Raw genomic sequence first — 16,682 nt, forward strand, 5'->3', positions numbered from 1 at the left:
GCTGGGGCGGCGCTGGCGCCTTCCTGCGTCTCAGCGCAGGACGCGCGCGAAGATCACTCCAAGGGCAAACGCGGCAGCGACCGCGGTGAGCGGCTTGCCGAGCACGCGCTCGCGCAGGTCGTCGCCCCAACGGCCCCAACTCCCGCCTTCGCGGACCGGCGCAATGGCGAACGTGTTGATCCGCTCGCCGTCGGGCGCGCCATCCAGCGGCGCCACGCTGGCGACGGGAATGACGGCGACGGGCTCGTCGGCCTCGACTTCGGGCACGGGGATCGGCGTGGCGGGACTCGTCTGCATGGTGGTGGACCTCGGTTCGGGCCAGTCTATGCACGCCAGGCGAGGCGAGGTGTAGGCCGCGCGCCAACGCACGTCGCCGGGACGGCCGAGCAGCGCGGCGCGCCGTCGCAGCGGCGTCCTACCGTGATGCGTCCCCACACCCGACACGCACTGCTCGCAGGCGGACCAAGATGACGACAGGCCGATCACCGGCCGATGAAGGAGACACCATGCCCCAATCGACCAAGGACTCCAAGGGCGGCAAGACGCACGCCGGCAAGAGCAAGGACCGCTCCAGCGGTGCCGTGTCCGACAAGGCCGTCGCCAAGAAGGCCTCGCGTTCGAAGGGCCCCACGGGCCCGAACAAGCACGGCGAGAAGAAGAGCACGCCGCACTGACGGAAGAGTCGGTGCCGTCCTACACCCGCGTCTGTTGAGCTGTGGGACTCTCGCCGCCATGACCTGGCGGAACCCCCAACTTGCCGACGCGGCACTCCAATGGCGCATTGCCCAGAACGCGGTCGCGCGTGCGAAGCACACGTTCCGCGTGAGTGATGAAGAGCGGTGCACGCCGCCCACCCGGCCGGGTGCGACGGATGTGACCGCGCTGGAACGGCGCGCGACGCAGGCGCTGGCCGAGTGCCTGCGCATCGCGCGTCAAGCCGACCGCGCGTAGCCGCGCGCGCCAAGCCGGGCCGATTGCGCGCCCGAAGGTCGCGGTTTTTCAGCAGGCCTGCCAGCGGGCGCGTCCTACAAAGGGCAATGGCTGCTTGCCTAGAGGATGGGCTTGTCTCGAAGGAGCCAACGCGATGCCATCCCAGCGCAAGCTCTCCATCCTTCTGGTCGCCGTCCTGGCCACCATCACCGCGCCGATGACGGCCGCCGCAGCACCGCCCGAACCGGGGCCGGCGCCGGTGGTGAGGCTGCAGCGGTACCAGATCGATCCCGCGAAGATCTTCGTGGCCGGCATTTCGTCCGGAGGGTTCGCGGCGGTGCAGATGCACGTCGCGCACTCGTCCACGTTCAAGGGCGCGGCCGTCTATGCGGGTGGTGTCTACTGGTGCGCAGGCGCCGGCGGCGTGGCCACCGCGCTCACCAACTGCGGGGGGCAGACCTTGCCGACGGGCCAGGCCTCGTACGTCAGCACGCTGGCGCAATCGCAGACCTACCTGGAGACGCAGTCGGCCCTCGGCACGATCGATCCGATGTCGAACCTGCGCGGGCAGCCCGTCTACCTGTGGTCCGGCACCCAGGACGCGACCGTCCATCCGCTCGAGATGGCGGACCTGAATGCGGAGTACCTGCGCTACGGCGCCAAGGTGCGCTTCGACAACACCTTCCCCGCCGCGCACGGCTGGGAGTCACCGGACGGCGAGCTCGCCTGCGGCACGGCGGGCAGCCCGTTCATGGTCCGCTGCCTGCAGCAGGACGGCAGCCCTTACGACTCGGTCAAGACGTGGCTGACGATGTTCCTGGGCTCGCTCTCGCCGCGCAACAACGGCAAGCTGCAGGGCAGCCTGATGGCGTTCGACCAGACGGAGTTCGGCGCGGGGCCGAACGTGTCGCTGGCGCCCACCGGCTCGGTGTTCGTGCCCAAGTCCTGCGCGATGGGCAAGACCTGCGGGATGGTGCTCGCGCTGCACGGCTGCAAGCAGCAGGCTGCGCTGGTCGGCGACAAGTGGGTGACCCAGGCGGGCATCAACGAGTGGGCCGACACCAACGGCCTGGTCGTGCTGTACCCCGACACGGTCGCCACCTCGGCGCCCGACCCCACCAACCCGAATGCGTGCTTCGATTGGTGGGGCTACTCGAACCAGCTCGACCCCGACTACGCGCTCAAGAGCGGGGCGCAGATGCAGGTGCTGTATTCGATGGTGCAGCGGGTGGCCGGGGTGCAGTGATCGGGCCGGCCCGTGATCACGGACCGGGCCCTCACGCGCGCTTGCGGCAGATCACCTGGATGGGATGCGTCCGGCCTTCTTCGATGTTGCGTGCGGCATTGCGCGTCTTGTCGCGCGCATTCGCCCCCAGCAGGATGTGGACCCCCAGGGGCGGCAGCAAATCTTGCTCCGCGAGCGCCATGACCTTCTTGTAGGCGGCAAGGTACTTGTCGCCCGTGTCCTCGACCTCGACGTCCTCGAACCCCGCTTGCTGGAGCAAGCTGCGCGTCTCAGCGGGCGTCACCAGGTAGGCACCGCTGCCGTCTTCCGACCATGGCAGCGGGTAATGCGGCGTGCCGGCGGGCCCCAGGCCGTGTTCGGTCAGCGCAAAAAAGGCGCCCGGCTTCAGGACGCGCGCGGCTTCTGCGAAGAACCGGCTTCGGTCCGGGATGTTCATCGTGACGTGCTGCGCGAGCGCACCGTCGAACCTTCCATCGGCGTAGGGGAGATGCTGGGCATCGCCCTCCTCCATCGCGACCCGGTCCTCGAGCTCCAGCAAGGCCGTGAGCTTGCGGCCCGCGGCGACGAATGTCGGCGTGAGGTCGATCCCGGTCACGTGGCAGCCGAACCGCGTTGCGATGTACCTGGCCGGCCCGCCAATCCCGCAGCCAATGTCGAGCACCTGGTCGCCAGCATCGATCGTGAGGCGGTCGGCGAGATCCACGGTCGCGGGAAAGCCGCGCGCATGGAAGTGATCCACGGGCGCCAGGTCCTCGACGGTGAGTCCGCGCAGGGGCTTGCCCATCTTCTCGAGCGTGGCTATCACCTGCGCATACACGTCACCCTTGGCCCAGTGCCCGGCAATGGCGCTTTGCTGTTCCATCGTTCGTCTCCTGGTGGTTGGGGCATCGTGCCAAGGCAGGCGCCTTCGGCGCGGTGTTCGCGAAAGGGCTCGGCCAGGAAGTCGCAGACGCGGTGCCTGGGACGGTCACATCCTCGACCGGCCGACCCACTTCTACGCTCTCGCCATCCCGCTCGCAATGGGACTCTTGTCACGCGCGCCGATGGAGAGGTCTGCAACAAGAACAGGACGTCCGTCACTGACGTGGGCTGGGGTGCGAGGGCGATGATGACAACTCGCGTGGCGGGAATCGAAACATGCGCTCACTGGCACGAGGACTCCACAGGCTCGTTCGCAATCTTGTCGTCCTGGGCGGGAGAGACCCGGAAGTCTTCATCGCAAGCATCAGCGATCGAGGCGTTGAGATCTCGACCGGTTCCAGCAGTCGGTGCTATCCACTGCAAGCGTGGACAAGCCGATTCACCAGGGACTTGGCAAGCGGTGTGTTCGACCAAGCCGGAGAGCAGCAAACTTCCAAACGCAGTCTGGGGTGATCTCACGGGGTCGAACAAAAAAAGCGGCCCAGTGGGCCGCTTCTTGCATCGGGCTCTTGGACCCTGACGGCTACTTGGCCGTCATGCGCACCTTGGTGTCCAGGAAGTCGTTGGTGAACATCGTGGTCGGCTCGAAGGCCTTGTCGATGCCGATCAGCGACTGCACGAGGGCGTAGTCGGCCTTCACGCGGTTGGCGTCGAACGCGCCGAGCGCCACCTTCGTGGTGGTGTCGTCGCGCATCAGCTGCTTGATGCGCTCCCACTGGTCGCGCTGGTTGTCGGCGTTCAGGCCGCTGACGTCCGCCATCAACGCCTGCAGGCACGGGTCGAAGGTCTTGACGCAGCTGTCGTACGCACGCTGCGTGATCTCGACGAACTTGCGCACGAGATCCTTGTTCTTCGCCAGGTAGGCGCTGTTGACAAGCAGCGAGTTGCCGTAGACGTTGACGCCGTTCTCGCGCCACGGCGCGAAGCCCAGGTCGGCCCCGAACTCGCGCGCCTTCAGGTCGTGCTCGTTGTAGAAGTCGCTGATGATGTCCACCGACTTCGACTTGAGGGCAGCGACCTTGGCCGGCGGGCTCACGTTGACGAACGTCACGGCGTTCGGGTCGATGCCGGTCTTCTTGGCGAAGGCCGGCCACATCAGGCGGGCAGCGTCGCCGGGCGGGTTGCCGATCTTCTTGCCCGCGAAGTCCTTCGGCCCGGTGATGCCCGACGACTTCAGCCAGTAGAACCCCTGGGGGCTGTTGGCGTAGATCACCATGACCGCGGTCAGGTCCGCGCCCTTGCCGCGCGCCTGCATGGCCGTCGGCAGGTCCGAGATGCCGATGGGGGTGCCGCCGGAGCCGACGCGCTGCGCGGACACCGCCGACCCCTTGCCGCTTTCGATGCTCAGGTCGATGCCCGCGTCCTTGTACCAGCCCTTGGACTTGGCGTAGTAGATCGGCGAATGGTCGGCGGTGGGCGTCCAGTTCAACATCAGGCTGACGTTCTCGGCGGCGTGCGACGCCGCGCCAACACTGAACAACATTGCGGCAGCGAGTGCCGACAGCACGGATCTCATCGAGGGCGCTCCAGGTCGATGTCGCATGGCGACGATGGCGTTCTTATACCAACTGTTTGGTTGATAATCAATCGAGGAAGAACACCGTGCCCACCAGGAACCCCGCCCCAGCAGGCCCCGCGCGGCGAGAGCGCGACCCTGCCGCCACCCAGGATTCGCTGCTGGCCGCTGCCGTCGCGGAGTTCGCGCGCGCGGGCTTCGCGGGCGCCCGCGTGGACGAGATCGCAGCCCGTGCAGGCGTCAACAAGCAGCTGGTCTACCACTACTGGGGCAGCAAGCAGGGCCTGTACCAGGTGGCCTTGGCGTCGGTCTACGCCAGGATCCGCGAGAAGGAGCGGCAGCTGTCGATGGCCGAGCTGGGCCCCATCCAGGCGATGGAAGTCCTCGTGGGCTTTTCCTTCGACTACCTGGCGGAGCACCCGGAGTTCATCGCGATGCTCGCGGACGAGAACCGCAACAAGGGCGAGCACCTGCGCGAATCCGGGCCGCTGCAGGAGATGCACATGCCGTTCGTCGAGATGCTGCAGGCCACGCTGGCCCGTGGCGTGGCGGCGGGGGTGTTCCGCGACGACTACGACGCCATCGACCTCTACATCTCGATCGCGGGGATCTCGTACTTCTTCTTCTCGAACAACTACACGCTGTCCGCGATCTTCGGCCGCCAGCTGGGCTCGCGCCCGGCCCTGGCCCAGCGGCGCCGGCACGTCATCGCGTTCACCCTCAATGCGCTTCGACCCGACGCGGCGTCTCCCGCCAAGCGGGCCAAGCCTCGAAAGCTCTCCACCTGATCAACCAGTTGGTTGACTCCGGGCGACCGCCCTCCTACCATGCCCGCCCATGACGCCCCCAGAAGGACCGAGATGAGCTCTCCCGGCGCCGTGCTCGCCCCCACCGCATCCGCCACGCTGCCCGACCTGCCGGCCTGGCGCCGCTGGGCCACCATCGTCGCGGTGCACGTCGCGATGCTCGTGCTGTGGGAAGCCTCCGTGCGCGCGTTCGGCATCCGCAAGTTCGTGCTGCCCGCGCCCTCGGACATCCTGGCCACCCTCGCCAGCCCCAGCTACTCGTGGCTGGCCAACACCGGGGTGACGGCCATCGAGGTGTTCGGCGGCTACGCCCTCGGGCTGGTGCTGGGCGTGCTGGGCGCTCTCCTGTTCATCACGAGCAAGCGGCTGACGCTGGTGCTGTTCCCGCTGCTGGTCACCCTGAACATGGTCCCGAAGGTGGCCATGGGGCCGCTGATCATCGTGTGGTTCAAGTACGGCATCGGGCCGAACATCCTGATCACCTTCAGCCTGTGCTTCTTCCCGATCCTGCTCACGACCATCCGCGGGCTGAACGAGACCGAGCCGGAGCTGCTCGACCTGGTGCGTGCGCTCAAGGGCTCGCGCTGGCAGCTGTTTCGCTACATCCAGCTCCCCGGCTCGCTGCCGTACCTGTTCTCCGGCATGAAGGTCGCCACCGTGCTGGCCGTCGCCGGTGCGGTGGTCGGCGAGTTCATCGCGTCCGACAAGGGCCTGGGCTACCTGATGATCCAGGTGCAGGCCTCGCTCGACACGCCCGCGGTGTTCATGGCCGTGCTGCTCATCACCGGCCTCGGCGTGCTTCTCTACGGGCTGGTCCTGCTGCTGGAGCGGCTCTTCATCACCCAAGACGCGAGACTTCAATGAACGACACCCATTCGGGGCGTCCGCTGCTGGACGACCTGCCCTTCCCCGAACGCTTCGCTTCCGAAGCGGCCCTGGAAGACTACCTGGCCACGCCGTCCCGCGACCTGGTGCGCGACCTGGCCCGCACCGAGGGCGACCTGATGATCCTCGGCGTGGGCGGCAAGATGGGCCCGACGCTGGCCCGCCTGGCGCGCAACGCGCTGCCGGCGTCGCGCCGCGTCATCGCCGTCGCGCGCTTCAGCGACCCCGCAGTGCGCGAGTCGCTGGGCCAGCACGGCATCGAGACCATCGCCTGCGACCTGCAGGACCGGGCCGCGCTCGCGAAGCTGCCCCAGTGCCCCAACATCGTCTTCATGGCCGGCCACAAGTTCGGCGCGGGCGGCAACCTGCCGCTGACGTGGGCCATGAACACGTACGTGCCGGGACTGGTCGCCGAGACGTTCACCCGGTCGCGCATCGTGGCGTTCTCCACCGCCTGCGTGTACCCGTTCGTGCCGGTCACCAGCCAGGGCGCCAGCGAGGACGAGCTGCCGACGCCCCCGGGCGAGTACGCGAATTCCTGCGTCGGCCGCGAACGCCTGTTCCAGCACTTCTCGCAGCTCCACGGCACGCCCGGGCGCCTGTTCCGACTGAGCTATGCGATCGACATGCGCTACGGCGTGCTGGCCGACGTCGCCCAGAAGGTCTGGGCGGGGCAGCCCGTGGACGTCACGATGGGCCACGTCAACGTGATCTGGCAAGGCGACGCCAACGCCCAGGCGCTGCGCTGCCTGGCCGTGGCCACCGTGCCGACCTCGCCGCTGAACGTCAGCGGCCCGGAGACGACGTCCATCCGGTGGCTGGCCGAGGAGTTCGGCCGCCGCTTCGGCAAGCCGGTCACAATCACCGGCCAGGAGGCGCCCACCGCGTGGCTGATGAACACCGGCGAGGCCGAGCGCCTGTTCGGCTATCCGCGCGTGCCGCTCAAGCAGCTGGTGGCGTGGGTCGCCGACTGGATCGCGAATGAAGGGCGCCTGCTGGGCAAGCCCACCAAGTTCGAGCAGCGGGATGGCAAGTACTGAGTCGGCCCCGGTCGGCGGCGTGGAGCGGCTCGCGCAGCTCGATGCCGGGTCGCTGGGCATGCTCGAAGCCCTGGTGGCCGCCAGCAACTGGAACCAGGTTGCCGACGACTGGGCGCTGTTCCACCAGGCGGGCAGCATCCATGTGGTGCGCGACGACACCGGCCGCATCGTCGCCAGTGGCGCCGTGCTGCCCATGGGCGCGCCCGGCCAGGTGGCGTGGATCAGCATGATCCTGGTGCTTCCTTCCGTGCGCGGCCAGGGCCTGGGCCGCGCCGTCTTCAGCCACTGCTTGCGTGAGGTGCAGGCCGATGGCCGGGTGGCCATGCTCGATGCGACGCCGGCGGGCGAAGCGCTGTACCGGCAGTTCGGCTTCGAGTCGCTGTGGCGGCTCACGCGCTGGCGTCGCGAGGCACGTGCCGCAGCGACGGATCGGGCCGTGGGCGACGAGGCCGCCGCCATCGAGACACTTGTGGAACTCGACGGCCAGGCGCTGGGCTTCCAGCGATCGTCCGTCATCGGCCAGATCGCACGGCGGCCGTCCACGCGCTGCTTGCGCACCGGCGACGCGTGGGCGGTCGTGCGTGCCGGCCGCACGGCCCACCAGGTCGGGCCGCTGCTGGCCGCCACGGAGGACGCTGCGGCGCGAGCACTGGCCCAGGTGGCCGACGCCATCGCCGGCCCGATCTACATCGATGTCCCGGATGACCGGCCGCTGATGCGCGCCACGCTGCAGGCTGCCGGCTTCCAGCCGCAACGCGGCTTCGCACGAATGGCACTGGCCCCTGCCGGCAAGGTGCCCCCTTCGGGCCAGGCCGCGTTCCTCCACGCCATCGCCGGCCCCGAATTCGCCTAGGAGTTTCCATGCCATTGAACCGGTCCGACCTGCCCCAGGACGTTCTCGCCCTGCTGGCCCAGGGCGCCGTGATCCCCGCCCATCCGCTGGCGCTGGACAGCCAGCGCAAGTTCGACCGGCGCCGCCAGCGTGCGCTGACCCGCTACTACGTGGATGCCGGCGCAGGCGGGCTTGCGGTGGGCGTCCACACGACGCAGTTCGCGATCCGCCAGCACGGGCTGTACGAGACGGTGCTGCGCAGCGCGATGGAAGACCGCCTCGCGTGGAGCGAGCGACCCATGGCCATGGTTGCCGGCCTGTGCGGCGGCACCCAGCAGGCGCTCAAGGAAGCCGACATCGCCGTCGGCTTGGGCTATCACGCCGGGCTGCTGAGCCTGGCGGCCATGGCGTCGGCGTCCGAGGACGAGCTGGTCGCGCACTGCCAGGCGGTGGCCGAGGTCATCCCCCTGGTCGGCTTCTACCTGCAGACGGTGGTCGGCGGCCCCGTGCTCTCGAGCGACTTCTGGCGCCGCTTCGCGCAGATCCCGAATGCGCTGGCGATCAAGGTGGCACCGTTCAACCGCTACCGCACGCTGGACGTCGTGCGCGGGCTGGTCGATGCCGGCGCCGAGGAGCGCGTCTTCCTGTACACGGGCAACGACGACCACATCATCCTCGACCTCGCGCTGCCGTTCACCGCCATGCGCCAGGGCCAGCCGGTCACGGTGCGCTTCCGTGGCGGCCTGCTGGGACACTGGTCGGTGTGGACCTCCAGCGCGGTCCGGCAGTTGCAGCAGGTGAAGGCGACGCTGGCTGCGCATGGCGGCAGCCTGCCGCCCGAGCTGCTGTCGCTGGACTCGCGGGTGACGGACTGCAACGCCGCCTTCTTCGACGTCGCCAACAACTTCCACGGCTGCATCGCGGGCTGCCATGAGGTGCTGCGGCGGCAGGGACTGCTCGAAGGCATCTGGTGCCTCGATCCGGACGAAGGGCTGGGTGCCGGCCAGGCGCAGGAGATCGACCGCGTGTACCGGCAGCACGGCGACCTGGCCGACGATGCCTTCGTGCGTGACAACCTGCAGCGGTGGCTGGCGTGACCCCGTCCCTGTCCGCAGCAGACGCCCGCGCCGCCACGCGCACGCCGCTGATCCGCATGCAGCAGCTGCGGAAGGTGTACCGCAAGCGCGACGAGGAATTCCTGGCGGTGTCCGACGTCACGATGGACATCTACGAGGGCGACATGGTGTCGCTGGTCGGACCTTCGGGCTGCGGCAAGTCGACGCTGCTGAAGATCCTCTCGGGGCTGCATGGGCACGACGGCGGGACGCTGGAGATCGGCGGCGGCGACTTCAACCCGGGTCGCGACGTCGGCATGGTGTTCCAGCAGCCGTTGCTGCTGAAGTGGCGCACCATCCTCGACAACGTGCTGCTGCCGGCGGACATCCTCGGGCTGCCGCGCAAGGCGGCCCGCGAGCGCGCGCAGGACCTGCTGCAGATGGTGGGCCTGCACGGCTATGCGGACAAGATGCCGTACGAGCTGTCCGGCGGCATGCAGCAGCGCGCCTCGATCGCGCGCGCCCTCGTGCACGATCCCAAGCTGGTGCTGATGGACGAGCCGTTCGGCGCCCTCGATGCGCTCACGCGCGAGAAGATGAACCTGGAGATGCTGCGCATCTGGGAGCAGAGCCACAAGACCTTCGTGGTCGTGACCCACAGCATCCAGGAGGCCGTGTTCCTGGGCTCGCATTGCGCGGTGCTCACCGCGGGGCCGGCACGCATGGCCGACTTCTTCCCCATCGAGCTCGAGGAACCGCGCCGCCTGCACGTGAAGACGACGCCGAAGTTCGGCGAGTACGTCGGGCGCATTTACGAGCTGCTCGGCGTCGAATAGAGCCGCCCTCCATGACAATCCCTGCGATGACCACCCCCCAAGCCGCGGCCATGCCGCCGTTCCACCTCGCCTTCCCCGTGCACGATCTCGCCGAGGCGCGCCGGTTCTACGGCGGACTCCTGGGCTGCCCCGAGGGCCGCAGCTCGCCGGACTGGATCGACTTCAACTTCCACGGCCACCAGATCGTGGCGCACCTCGCGCCCGACGAGTGCAACTTCAGCGCGGTGAGCGCGGTGGACGGCCACGGCGTGCCCGTGCGCCACTTCGGTGTCGTGCTGTCGATGGCCCAGTGGCACGAGATGGCCGACAAGCTGCGCTCCGCGGGCACCGAGTTCGTGATCGAACCCTACATCCGCTTCAAGGGCGAGGTCGGCGAGCAGGCCACGATGTTCTTCCGCGATCCGTCGGGCAACGCGATCGAGCTCAAGGCGTTCGCCAACCTCGAGTCGCTGTTCGCCAAGTAGGCGGACAGGGTCGCGACCGGCGCGGCGCGCCGCTTCAGCGCGTCAACGTCATCAGCATGTCGGCATACCAGGCGCAGTTCAGGCCGAGCATGTCGTCCTCGACGCGATCGCGGTTACCCATGTCCATGCGTGACGAGTGCACACCCAGCAGGCGCCACGGCAGCGCGGCACCGAGCTGGTCGCAGCGCATGACGACCGGCGCACCGCTGGAGCCGCGGTGCATGCGGCCGTCGGTGAGGAAGTAGCCCAGGCCCTGGAAGCGGACCCCGAACGACGACGCGACGATGGCGTGGCGCACGACCGGCAGGTGGTGCACGGTGTCGAAGAAGCCGAGCGGGAAGCCCGTCACGCGCAGCGACTGCCCCACTTCCACCCCGTCCGATGCCGAGGCCAGGTGGCGCGGTTCGAACGCGCTCACGGCCAGGTCGGCGGGCAGGTTGGCGGCGTCCAGCTCCAGCACGGCGATGTCCACCGGGCCGGCGGAGTCCTCGCCTTGCCGCCACACGGGCTGCCCTGACTGGTAGAGCAGCACGGAGTAGTTCACCACGCGGGTGAGGTTCGTGCGGTCGACGTGCAGGACCAGCTCGATGCGATCGGGATGGTGGCCGCTGACCTCGTCGCGCAGCACGTGGCTGCTGGTGACGACGAACAGCCGGCCGTCGCGCCGGAAGAAGAACCCCGTCGCGCCGGTCAGCAGCTGCTGGCCCTGGAAGGTCGACAGCCTGGTCGTCGTGAGCAGCAGTGGCTCGGCACCCACGGGTGCCGTCGCAGCGCTTGGCGCGCTAGGCGGCGACCCTGCGGTGTGCATCGGTGACACCCTGGATCCAGCGCAGGCCTTCGGCGCGGGCGTAGGCCACGGCTTCGGGCACCGACAGGAACATGCGCGTGAGGCGCAGGACACGGTCGGATGTGCCGCTGCCCGAGCCGGAGCGGATGGAGACCGAGCTGGCGAACCAGCCGTTGCCCAGGCACTTCACCAGCGGCGACACCAGGTACTTGCCCACCTGCTGCGGGGTGGCGTTCGCGAGGAGCGTGCCGTTCATTGCACCGCCCGGATGTTGGAAGCCTGCGGCCCGCGGGGACCCGGGGTCACGTCGAACTGGACGCGGGCGTTCTCGGCGAGCGACCTGAAGCCGTCGCCCTGGATCTCACGGAAATGCGCGAAGAGGTCCTCGCCGCCGCCATCGGGTGCGATGAACCCGTAGCCCTTGCTGTCGTTGAACCACTTCACGGTTCCGGTCTGTGCTGTCGTCATGGTCGATCACTTTCTGTCGAAGGTTGTTGGCACGCAGCGCTGCGCCGCGTGGTGCGACGCCAAGAAACCATCGGAGGGAAGAATCGACTACGGTCGTCGCCGCGGGGCGGGAGACAGGGGAAGAGAAAAACCTGGATGCGGACTTGGGGAGCGTCGGCGCAGCCATGTTAACCCACATGGCTGCAGCGCGCCGGCCCGTCCGTGAATGAACCTGCTGGCGAGCCTCCCTCGGCTCCCGCGTCGAGCCGGCGTCCTACACGGCGCGGCCGTGCGCTGCCTGGGAAGGGCATGGCCGCCGGCCTCTCGGCGCCGACGACCACCGCCGTCGCAGCATCACCCGTTCGGTGCCAGCGTGACCTTGGTCCAGCCGTCGTTGCGCGCGTCGAAGTTCTTGTACGCGTCGGGCGCCTGCTCCAGCGGCAGCTCGTGCGACACGATCCACGAGGGCTTGACCTTGTCCTGCTCGATCAGGCGGCTGAGATAGCGGTTGTAGGCCTTCACGGGGCACTGGCCGGTGCCCAGCTTCTGGCCCTTGAACCAGAACATGCCGAAGTCGAACGCCATCTGCCCGCGCTGCTGCAGCTTCTCCTTGCCGTTCGGATCCATCGGCACGAACACCCCCACGCACCCAATGTGGCCGGTGAACTTCACCGCATGCACCAGGTTGTTCATGGTGAGGTTGGGCACTTCCTCCTGGTGCTTGTTGCAGCACTGGTAGCCCACGCACTCGCAGCCGCAGTCCGCGCCGCGGCCGCCGGTGAGTTCCATCACGCGCTCGATGCCGCCGCCCTCGGTGTCGTCGATGGCCACCGCGCCGATCTTCTCGGCCAGCGCCAGCCGGTCCTTGTGCGTGTCCACCACCATCACGAGGCTCGCGCCCTTGACCTGTGCGGACAGCGCGGCCATCAGCCCGACAGGGCCGGCGCCGTAGATCACCACCGAGCGGCCGGGCTGCACCTGCGCCATTTCGGTGGCGTGGTAGCCGGTCGGGAAGATGTCGGACAGCATCACGTAATCGTTCTGCTTGTCCACGGCATCGCGCGGCAGGATGAGCGCGTTGTAGTCGGCGTAAGGCACGCGCAGCAGTTCCGCCTGGCCCCCGGCGTAGGGCCCCATGTCGGCGAAGCCGTAGGCGGCGCCGGCGAGCCCCGGGTTGCATGTCAGGCAGTAGTTGCTCAGCCCGCGCTCGCAGTTCTCGCAAAAGCCACAGCCGATGTTGAACGGCAGCGACACCATGTCGCCGACCTTCACGCGGTCCACGGCCTTTCCGACCTCGATCACCTCGCCCACGTTCTCGTGCCCAAGGATGCGGCCCGGCTTCATGTCCGTGCGGCCTTCGTACATGTGCAGGTCCGAGCCGCAGATGTTGGTGCGGGTGATGCGCACCAGCGCATCGGTCGCGCGCTCGATGCGCGCGTCGGGCACGTTGTCCACGCTGACCTCGCGCGGGCCCTTGTAGACGAGGGCTTTCATGCCGGCACCTTCTTCTTCCCCGCCGGCGCAGGCGCAGGCGCTCCGGTTTGCAGTTCCTTCTTGCGCGCGTAGAGCTGCGGCACCATGCCGCGCAAGTCGGCCGTGGAGTAGCGCGCCTTCAGGAAGATCTGCTCGCGCTCTTCCATCACGTGGTCCATGATCGACATGAACAGCTGCTGGACCATGTCGTCGTAGGCGGCGTCGTTCGGCGCCATGCGCCGGATACGCGCAATGAGCTCCTTGGCCTCGGCGTGCTCGAGCAGCGCCTCGTCCATCAGGGCGTCGTCGCCGATGGCCTCGCGCACGGCCGGGTAGAAGATCTCCTCTTCGATCTGCGTGTGCACGCTCAGGTCCTGGCAGATCTTGGCCGCCAGCGTCCGTTTGGCCTCCGACGGCGCACCGTCCTGGCTCATGGCCTTGTAGTCGAGGAACATCTTCTGCGCGAGCTTGTGGTCGGCGTCCAGCAAGTCGACGGCGTCCGGGTAGGACAGGGTTGCACTCATACACGCTCCTAAGGTGGAACGTGCAGTCTGCGATCGGGCGAGGCGCGCGGACTACAGCGACGACGACGTGCGGCCGTGCGACCGCGCCTGCGACGAGGACGGGGCGCGGCCGGGCGGAAGGCTGCCGGCCGCAACGCCGTCGGGCAAGCCGATGGCGGCGTGTTCGCTGCGCTCAGCCCGGCGCGAGGTGGGTCGCCACCGCTAGCCGGACGCGCCGCCGGCTCCCTTTTTCGTGCGGTCGCGGCCGCGCGGCACCGCATGCAGCAGCGACCGCAAGGCGGTCGCGTCCTCGGCGCCGAAGTGCTTCTCGAAGGAGGCTTGGGCGCTTCGCCAGTGCGGGCGCGCGGCCTTGAGCTTGTCGCGCCCGGCAGGCGTCAGTGTGAGGTCCTTGCGGCGGCGGTCGTCCTGGCCCGGCACGATCTCGACGAGCCCGTCACGCTCCAGCGGCACCAGGTTGCGCGTGAGGGTCGTCCGGTCCATCACCATGGCCTGCGCCAGCGCGGCCAGCCCCACCGGACCGAGCCGATCCAGGTGCGACAGCACGCCGAACTGGCTGGAGGTGAGCCCGACCTCGGCCAGGTGCTGGTCGTACAGCTGCGTGATCCAGCGCCCGGCCTGCCGCACGGCCAGTGAATAGCACGGGTGTGGCGCCCGTTCCACGTCGCGCTCAGCCATGGCGCTCCCCTTCGCGCATCAGGGTGTCCTGCAGACATGTGCACATGCACGTATTATCGCGCCCAAACCGAAACGTGCATATGCACGCACCAGATCCCCGGAGATCCCGATGTCCCAGCCCGGCACCCCGACCGTCGACCCGCGCACGCGGCGCTTGCTCGAAGCCCCCATCGTCCCGCTGCTGCTGCGCATGGCGGCGCCCAACGTTCTGGTGCTGGTCGCTCAGTCGGCCGCCGGCCTGATCGAGACCTACTTCATCGGCCGGCTCGGCGTCGATGCCCTGGGCGGCGTGGCGCTCGTGTTCCCGGTCGTGATGCTGATGCAGATGCTCTCCGGCGGCGCCATCGGCGGCGGCATTTCGGCGTCGATCGCCCGCGCGCTCGGCGGCCGGCGCAACGACGAGGCGGACGACCTCGCGCTGCATGCGATCGCGATCGCAGTCACCTTCGGGCTGTTGTCGACGGCAGTTGCCTGGCTCGGCGGCGCTGCCCTGTATGCGCGCATGGGCGGCAGCGGCGAGTCGCTGCGCGTGGCGCTCACCTACTCGGGCTGGGTGTTCGGCGGCGCGACGCTGGTGTGGGTCTTCAATGCATTGGCGTCCGTGCTGCGCGGCACGGGCAACATGGCGCTCCCCGCTACCGTCACGCTGGTAGGCACCCTCGCGCTGGTGCCGCTGTCGCCGGCGTTGATCTTCGGCTTCGGTCCCCTGCCCGCGCTGGGCGTGGCCGGTGGCGCGATCGCCCTGCTCATTTACTACGCCGCCGGCGTCGCATGGCTGGTGTGGGCCGTGGCCAGCGGCCGCAACGTCGTGCGGCCGCGCTGGCGCGGGTTCCGGCTGCGCCGTGCCCCGCTCGCCGGCATCCTGAAGATCGGCCTCGCGGGCGCGATCTCGACGGTCGCCACGAACGTGAGCATCGCGGTCGCGACCGGCCTGGCGGGCCAGGTGGGCACGGCCGCCATCGCGGGCTACGGCACCGCGTCGCGGCTCGAGTACCTGCTGGTGCCGCTGGTGTTCGGGCTCGGCGCCCCGCTGGTCGTGCTGGTCGGCACCTGCATCGGCGCCGGCCAGCGCGATCGCGCACTGCGCGCGACCTGGATCGGCGCCGCCATCGCGGGCGCGCTCGCGGAAACCATCGGCGTGCTGGCCACGCTCTTTCCCGAACCGTGGATGCGCCTGTTCACGAACGACGCCGGCGCCGTTGCTGCCGGCACGGACTACCTGCACATCGTCGCGCCGACCTACGGCTTCTTCGGCATCGCCTTGCTGCTGTACTTCGCCTCGCAGGGCGCGGGACGCCTGCTCTGGCCGGTGCTGGGGAACATCGCGCGGCTTGTCGTCGCTGCCGCCGGCGGCTGGCTGGCCCTTCGCGCGGGCTGGGGCCTCGTCGGCGTGTTCGCTGCCCAGGCCGCTGCGCTGGTCGTCTACGGCGCCATCAATGCCGGGTCCATCGCCGCCGGGGCCTGGTTCGGCCAGCCGGTGTGGCGCCGTCCCGCCCCCGTTCGTTCACCAGGAGTGCTCCATGAAGCTTGAAGATGCCGTCGTCCTCGTCACCGGTGCCAATCGCGGCATCGGCCTCGCCTTCGCCCGCGCGGCGCTCGCCCGCGGTGCGCGCAAGGTCTATGCTGGTGTGCGCGACCCGTCGCGAGTCGACGTTCCCGGCGTCCAGCCGATTCGGCTGGACGTCACCAGCGACACCGACGTGGCCGCGGCCGTGGCCGCCTGCGGCGACGTGTCGATCGTCGTCAACAACGCCGGCATCGCCACGTTCGGCGGCGTCATGGTGGACGGCAGTCTGCAATCCGCGCGCGAGCAGATGGAAGTGAACTACTTCGGGCTGCTGCGCATGAGCCAGGCCTTCGCGCCCGTGCTGGCCCGCAACGGCGGCGGCGCGCTCGTGAACGTGCTGTCCGTCGCCAGCTGGATCAACCGGCCCACGCTTGGTGTGTACGGCTCGACCAAGTCGGCGGCCTGGGGCCTGACCAACTCCCTGCGCCACGAGCTGCGCGAGCACGGCACCCAGGTGCTGGGCGCGCATTTCGGGTTCGTCGACACCGACCTCACGCGCGGCATCGACGCGCCCAAGTCCACGCCGGACGCGATTGCCGCCCGCGTGCTCGATGCCCTGGAAGCCGGCGCCGAAGAGGCCCTGGCCGACGAGATCACCCTGCAGGTCAAGCGCGGGCTCTCGGCCGACCCGGGCGTCTACATGAAAGCCTGATCGGCTGACCGACGTGGCGGCGCGTC

At 69.0% G+C, this 16,682-nt stretch carries 21 protein-coding genes; 12 read left to right on the forward strand and 9 right to left on the reverse strand.

Translation table 11 applies throughout. The annotated features are described in order from the left end of the window. Positions 1-30 precede the first annotated feature (30 nt). Positions 31-297: a hypothetical protein gene (locus I8E28_RS14365; protein ID WP_200788726.1), complete on the reverse strand. Its 267-nt coding sequence runs from the start codon at positions 295-297 to the stop codon at positions 31-33. Between the two features lie 209 nt (positions 298-506). On the opposite strand from I8E28_RS14365, the gene I8E28_RS14370 reads away from it, so the two are divergent. The 3 genes from I8E28_RS14370 to I8E28_RS14380 all read left to right on the forward strand — a co-directional run bounded on the left by I8E28_RS14370 (position 507) and on the right by I8E28_RS14380 (position 2,176). Next, positions 507-674, forward strand: a complete 168-nt coding sequence (locus I8E28_RS14370) for a hypothetical protein (protein WP_200788727.1) — start codon at positions 507-509, stop codon at positions 672-674. Between the two features lie 58 nt (positions 675-732). Continuing rightward, positions 733-951 carry a hypothetical protein gene (locus I8E28_RS14375; RefSeq protein WP_200788728.1) on the forward strand — a complete coding sequence of 73 codons (219 nt, stop codon included), beginning with the start codon at positions 733-735 and terminating at the stop codon, positions 949-951. A 133-nt stretch (positions 952-1,084) separates the two neighbouring features. Beyond that, positions 1,085-2,176 (forward strand): extracellular catalytic domain type 2 short-chain-length polyhydroxyalkanoate depolymerase, encoded by a 1,092-nt coding sequence (locus tag I8E28_RS14380; protein WP_200788729.1) that lies wholly within the window; start codon positions 1,085-1,087, stop codon positions 2,174-2,176. 31 nt (positions 2,177-2,207) lie between these two features. Here the strand turns inward: I8E28_RS14380 and I8E28_RS14385 are convergent, their stop codons facing one another. Both I8E28_RS14385 and I8E28_RS14390 read right to left on the reverse strand, forming a co-directional pair. After that, positions 2,208-3,038 (reverse strand): class I SAM-dependent methyltransferase, encoded by an 831-nt coding sequence (locus I8E28_RS14385; RefSeq protein WP_200788730.1) that lies wholly within the window; start codon positions 3,036-3,038, stop codon positions 2,208-2,210. Positions 3,039-3,620: 582 nt separating this feature from the next. Continuing rightward, positions 3,621-4,580, reverse strand: a complete 960-nt coding sequence (locus tag I8E28_RS14390; protein WP_200788731.1) for an ABC transporter substrate-binding protein — start codon at positions 4,578-4,580, stop codon at positions 3,621-3,623. A 119-nt stretch (positions 4,581-4,699) separates the two neighbouring features. On the opposite strand from I8E28_RS14390, the gene I8E28_RS14395 reads away from it, so the two are divergent. From I8E28_RS14395 to I8E28_RS14425, 7 genes are all read left to right on the forward strand, one after another. Next, a complete protein-coding gene (locus I8E28_RS14395; protein WP_200788732.1) occupies positions 4,700-5,401 on the forward strand; it encodes a TetR family transcriptional regulator in 702 nt (233 codons plus the stop codon). Between the two features lie 72 nt (positions 5,402-5,473). Continuing rightward, positions 5,474-6,283, forward strand: coding sequence for an ABC transporter permease (locus I8E28_RS14400; RefSeq protein WP_200788733.1), 810 nt, complete (start codon positions 5,474-5,476; stop codon positions 6,281-6,283). Further along, positions 6,280-7,344, forward strand: coding sequence for an NAD-dependent epimerase/dehydratase family protein (locus tag I8E28_RS14405; RefSeq protein WP_200788734.1), 1,065 nt, complete (start codon positions 6,280-6,282; stop codon positions 7,342-7,344). The genes I8E28_RS14400 and I8E28_RS14405 overlap by 4 nt, the downstream gene beginning before the upstream one ends. After that, positions 7,331-8,197, forward strand: a complete 867-nt coding sequence (locus I8E28_RS14410) for a GNAT family N-acetyltransferase (protein ID WP_200788735.1) — start codon at positions 7,331-7,333, stop codon at positions 8,195-8,197. The genes I8E28_RS14405 and I8E28_RS14410 overlap by 14 nt, the downstream gene beginning before the upstream one ends. Before the next feature lie 8 nt (positions 8,198-8,205). Then, positions 8,206-9,273 (forward strand): dihydrodipicolinate synthase family protein, encoded by a 1,068-nt coding sequence (locus I8E28_RS14415; RefSeq protein ID WP_200788736.1) that lies wholly within the window; start codon positions 8,206-8,208, stop codon positions 9,271-9,273. Then, positions 9,270-10,067 (forward strand): ABC transporter ATP-binding protein, encoded by a 798-nt coding sequence (locus I8E28_RS14420; RefSeq protein ID WP_338050787.1) that lies wholly within the window; start codon positions 9,270-9,272, stop codon positions 10,065-10,067. Before I8E28_RS14415 ends, I8E28_RS14420 begins: the two co-directional genes overlap by 4 nt. A gap of 26 nt (positions 10,068-10,093) precedes the next feature. Further along, a complete protein-coding gene (locus tag I8E28_RS14425; RefSeq protein WP_200788737.1) occupies positions 10,094-10,531 on the forward strand; it encodes a VOC family protein in 438 nt (145 codons plus the stop codon). Positions 10,532-10,565: 34 nt separating this feature from the next. Here I8E28_RS14425 and I8E28_RS14430 read toward each other — a convergent pair whose 3' ends face one another. From I8E28_RS14430 to I8E28_RS14455, 6 genes are all read right to left on the reverse strand, one after another. Beyond that, a complete protein-coding gene (locus tag I8E28_RS14430; RefSeq protein ID WP_338050788.1) occupies positions 10,566-11,288 on the reverse strand; it encodes a S1 family peptidase in 723 nt (240 codons plus the stop codon). A 25-nt stretch (positions 11,289-11,313) separates the two neighbouring features. Beyond that, positions 11,314-11,574: a hypothetical protein gene (locus I8E28_RS14435; protein ID WP_200788739.1), complete on the reverse strand. Its 261-nt coding sequence runs from the start codon at positions 11,572-11,574 to the stop codon at positions 11,314-11,316. Continuing rightward, positions 11,571-11,786 (reverse strand): cold-shock protein, encoded by a 216-nt coding sequence (locus I8E28_RS14440; RefSeq protein ID WP_200788740.1) that lies wholly within the window; start codon positions 11,784-11,786, stop codon positions 11,571-11,573. Before I8E28_RS14440 ends, I8E28_RS14435 begins: the two co-directional genes overlap by 4 nt. 333 nt (positions 11,787-12,119) lie before the next feature. Then, positions 12,120-13,259, reverse strand: a complete 1,140-nt coding sequence (locus I8E28_RS14445; RefSeq protein WP_200788741.1) for a glutathione-independent formaldehyde dehydrogenase — start codon at positions 13,257-13,259, stop codon at positions 12,120-12,122. Further along, positions 13,256-13,762, reverse strand: a complete 507-nt coding sequence (locus tag I8E28_RS14450; protein WP_200788742.1) for a hemerythrin domain-containing protein — start codon at positions 13,760-13,762, stop codon at positions 13,256-13,258. Before I8E28_RS14450 ends, I8E28_RS14445 begins: the two co-directional genes overlap by 4 nt. A gap of 201 nt (positions 13,763-13,963) precedes the next feature. Next, positions 13,964-14,437, reverse strand: coding sequence for a MarR family winged helix-turn-helix transcriptional regulator (locus I8E28_RS14455; protein WP_200788743.1), 474 nt, complete (start codon positions 14,435-14,437; stop codon positions 13,964-13,966). A 109-nt stretch (positions 14,438-14,546) separates the two neighbouring features. Between I8E28_RS14455 and I8E28_RS14460 the strand changes: the two genes are divergently transcribed. Both I8E28_RS14460 and I8E28_RS14465 read left to right on the forward strand, forming a co-directional pair. Then, entirely contained in the window at positions 14,547-15,968 is a 1,422-nt protein-coding gene (locus I8E28_RS14460) for an MATE family efflux transporter (protein WP_200788744.1), read from the forward strand. Next, the gene (locus I8E28_RS14465; protein WP_200788745.1) at positions 15,958-16,656 is read left to right on the forward strand and encodes an SDR family oxidoreductase; all 699 of its coding nucleotides are present in this window, start codon (positions 15,958-15,960) and stop codon (positions 16,654-16,656) included. The genes I8E28_RS14460 and I8E28_RS14465 overlap by 11 nt, the downstream gene beginning before the upstream one ends. The last annotated feature ends 26 nt before the right edge of the window (positions 16,657-16,682 follow it).

Origin of the sequence: Ramlibacter algicola, assembly GCF_016641735.1 — a bacterium.
Lineage (GTDB): Bacteria > Pseudomonadota > Gammaproteobacteria > Burkholderiales > Burkholderiaceae_C > Ramlibacter > Ramlibacter algicola.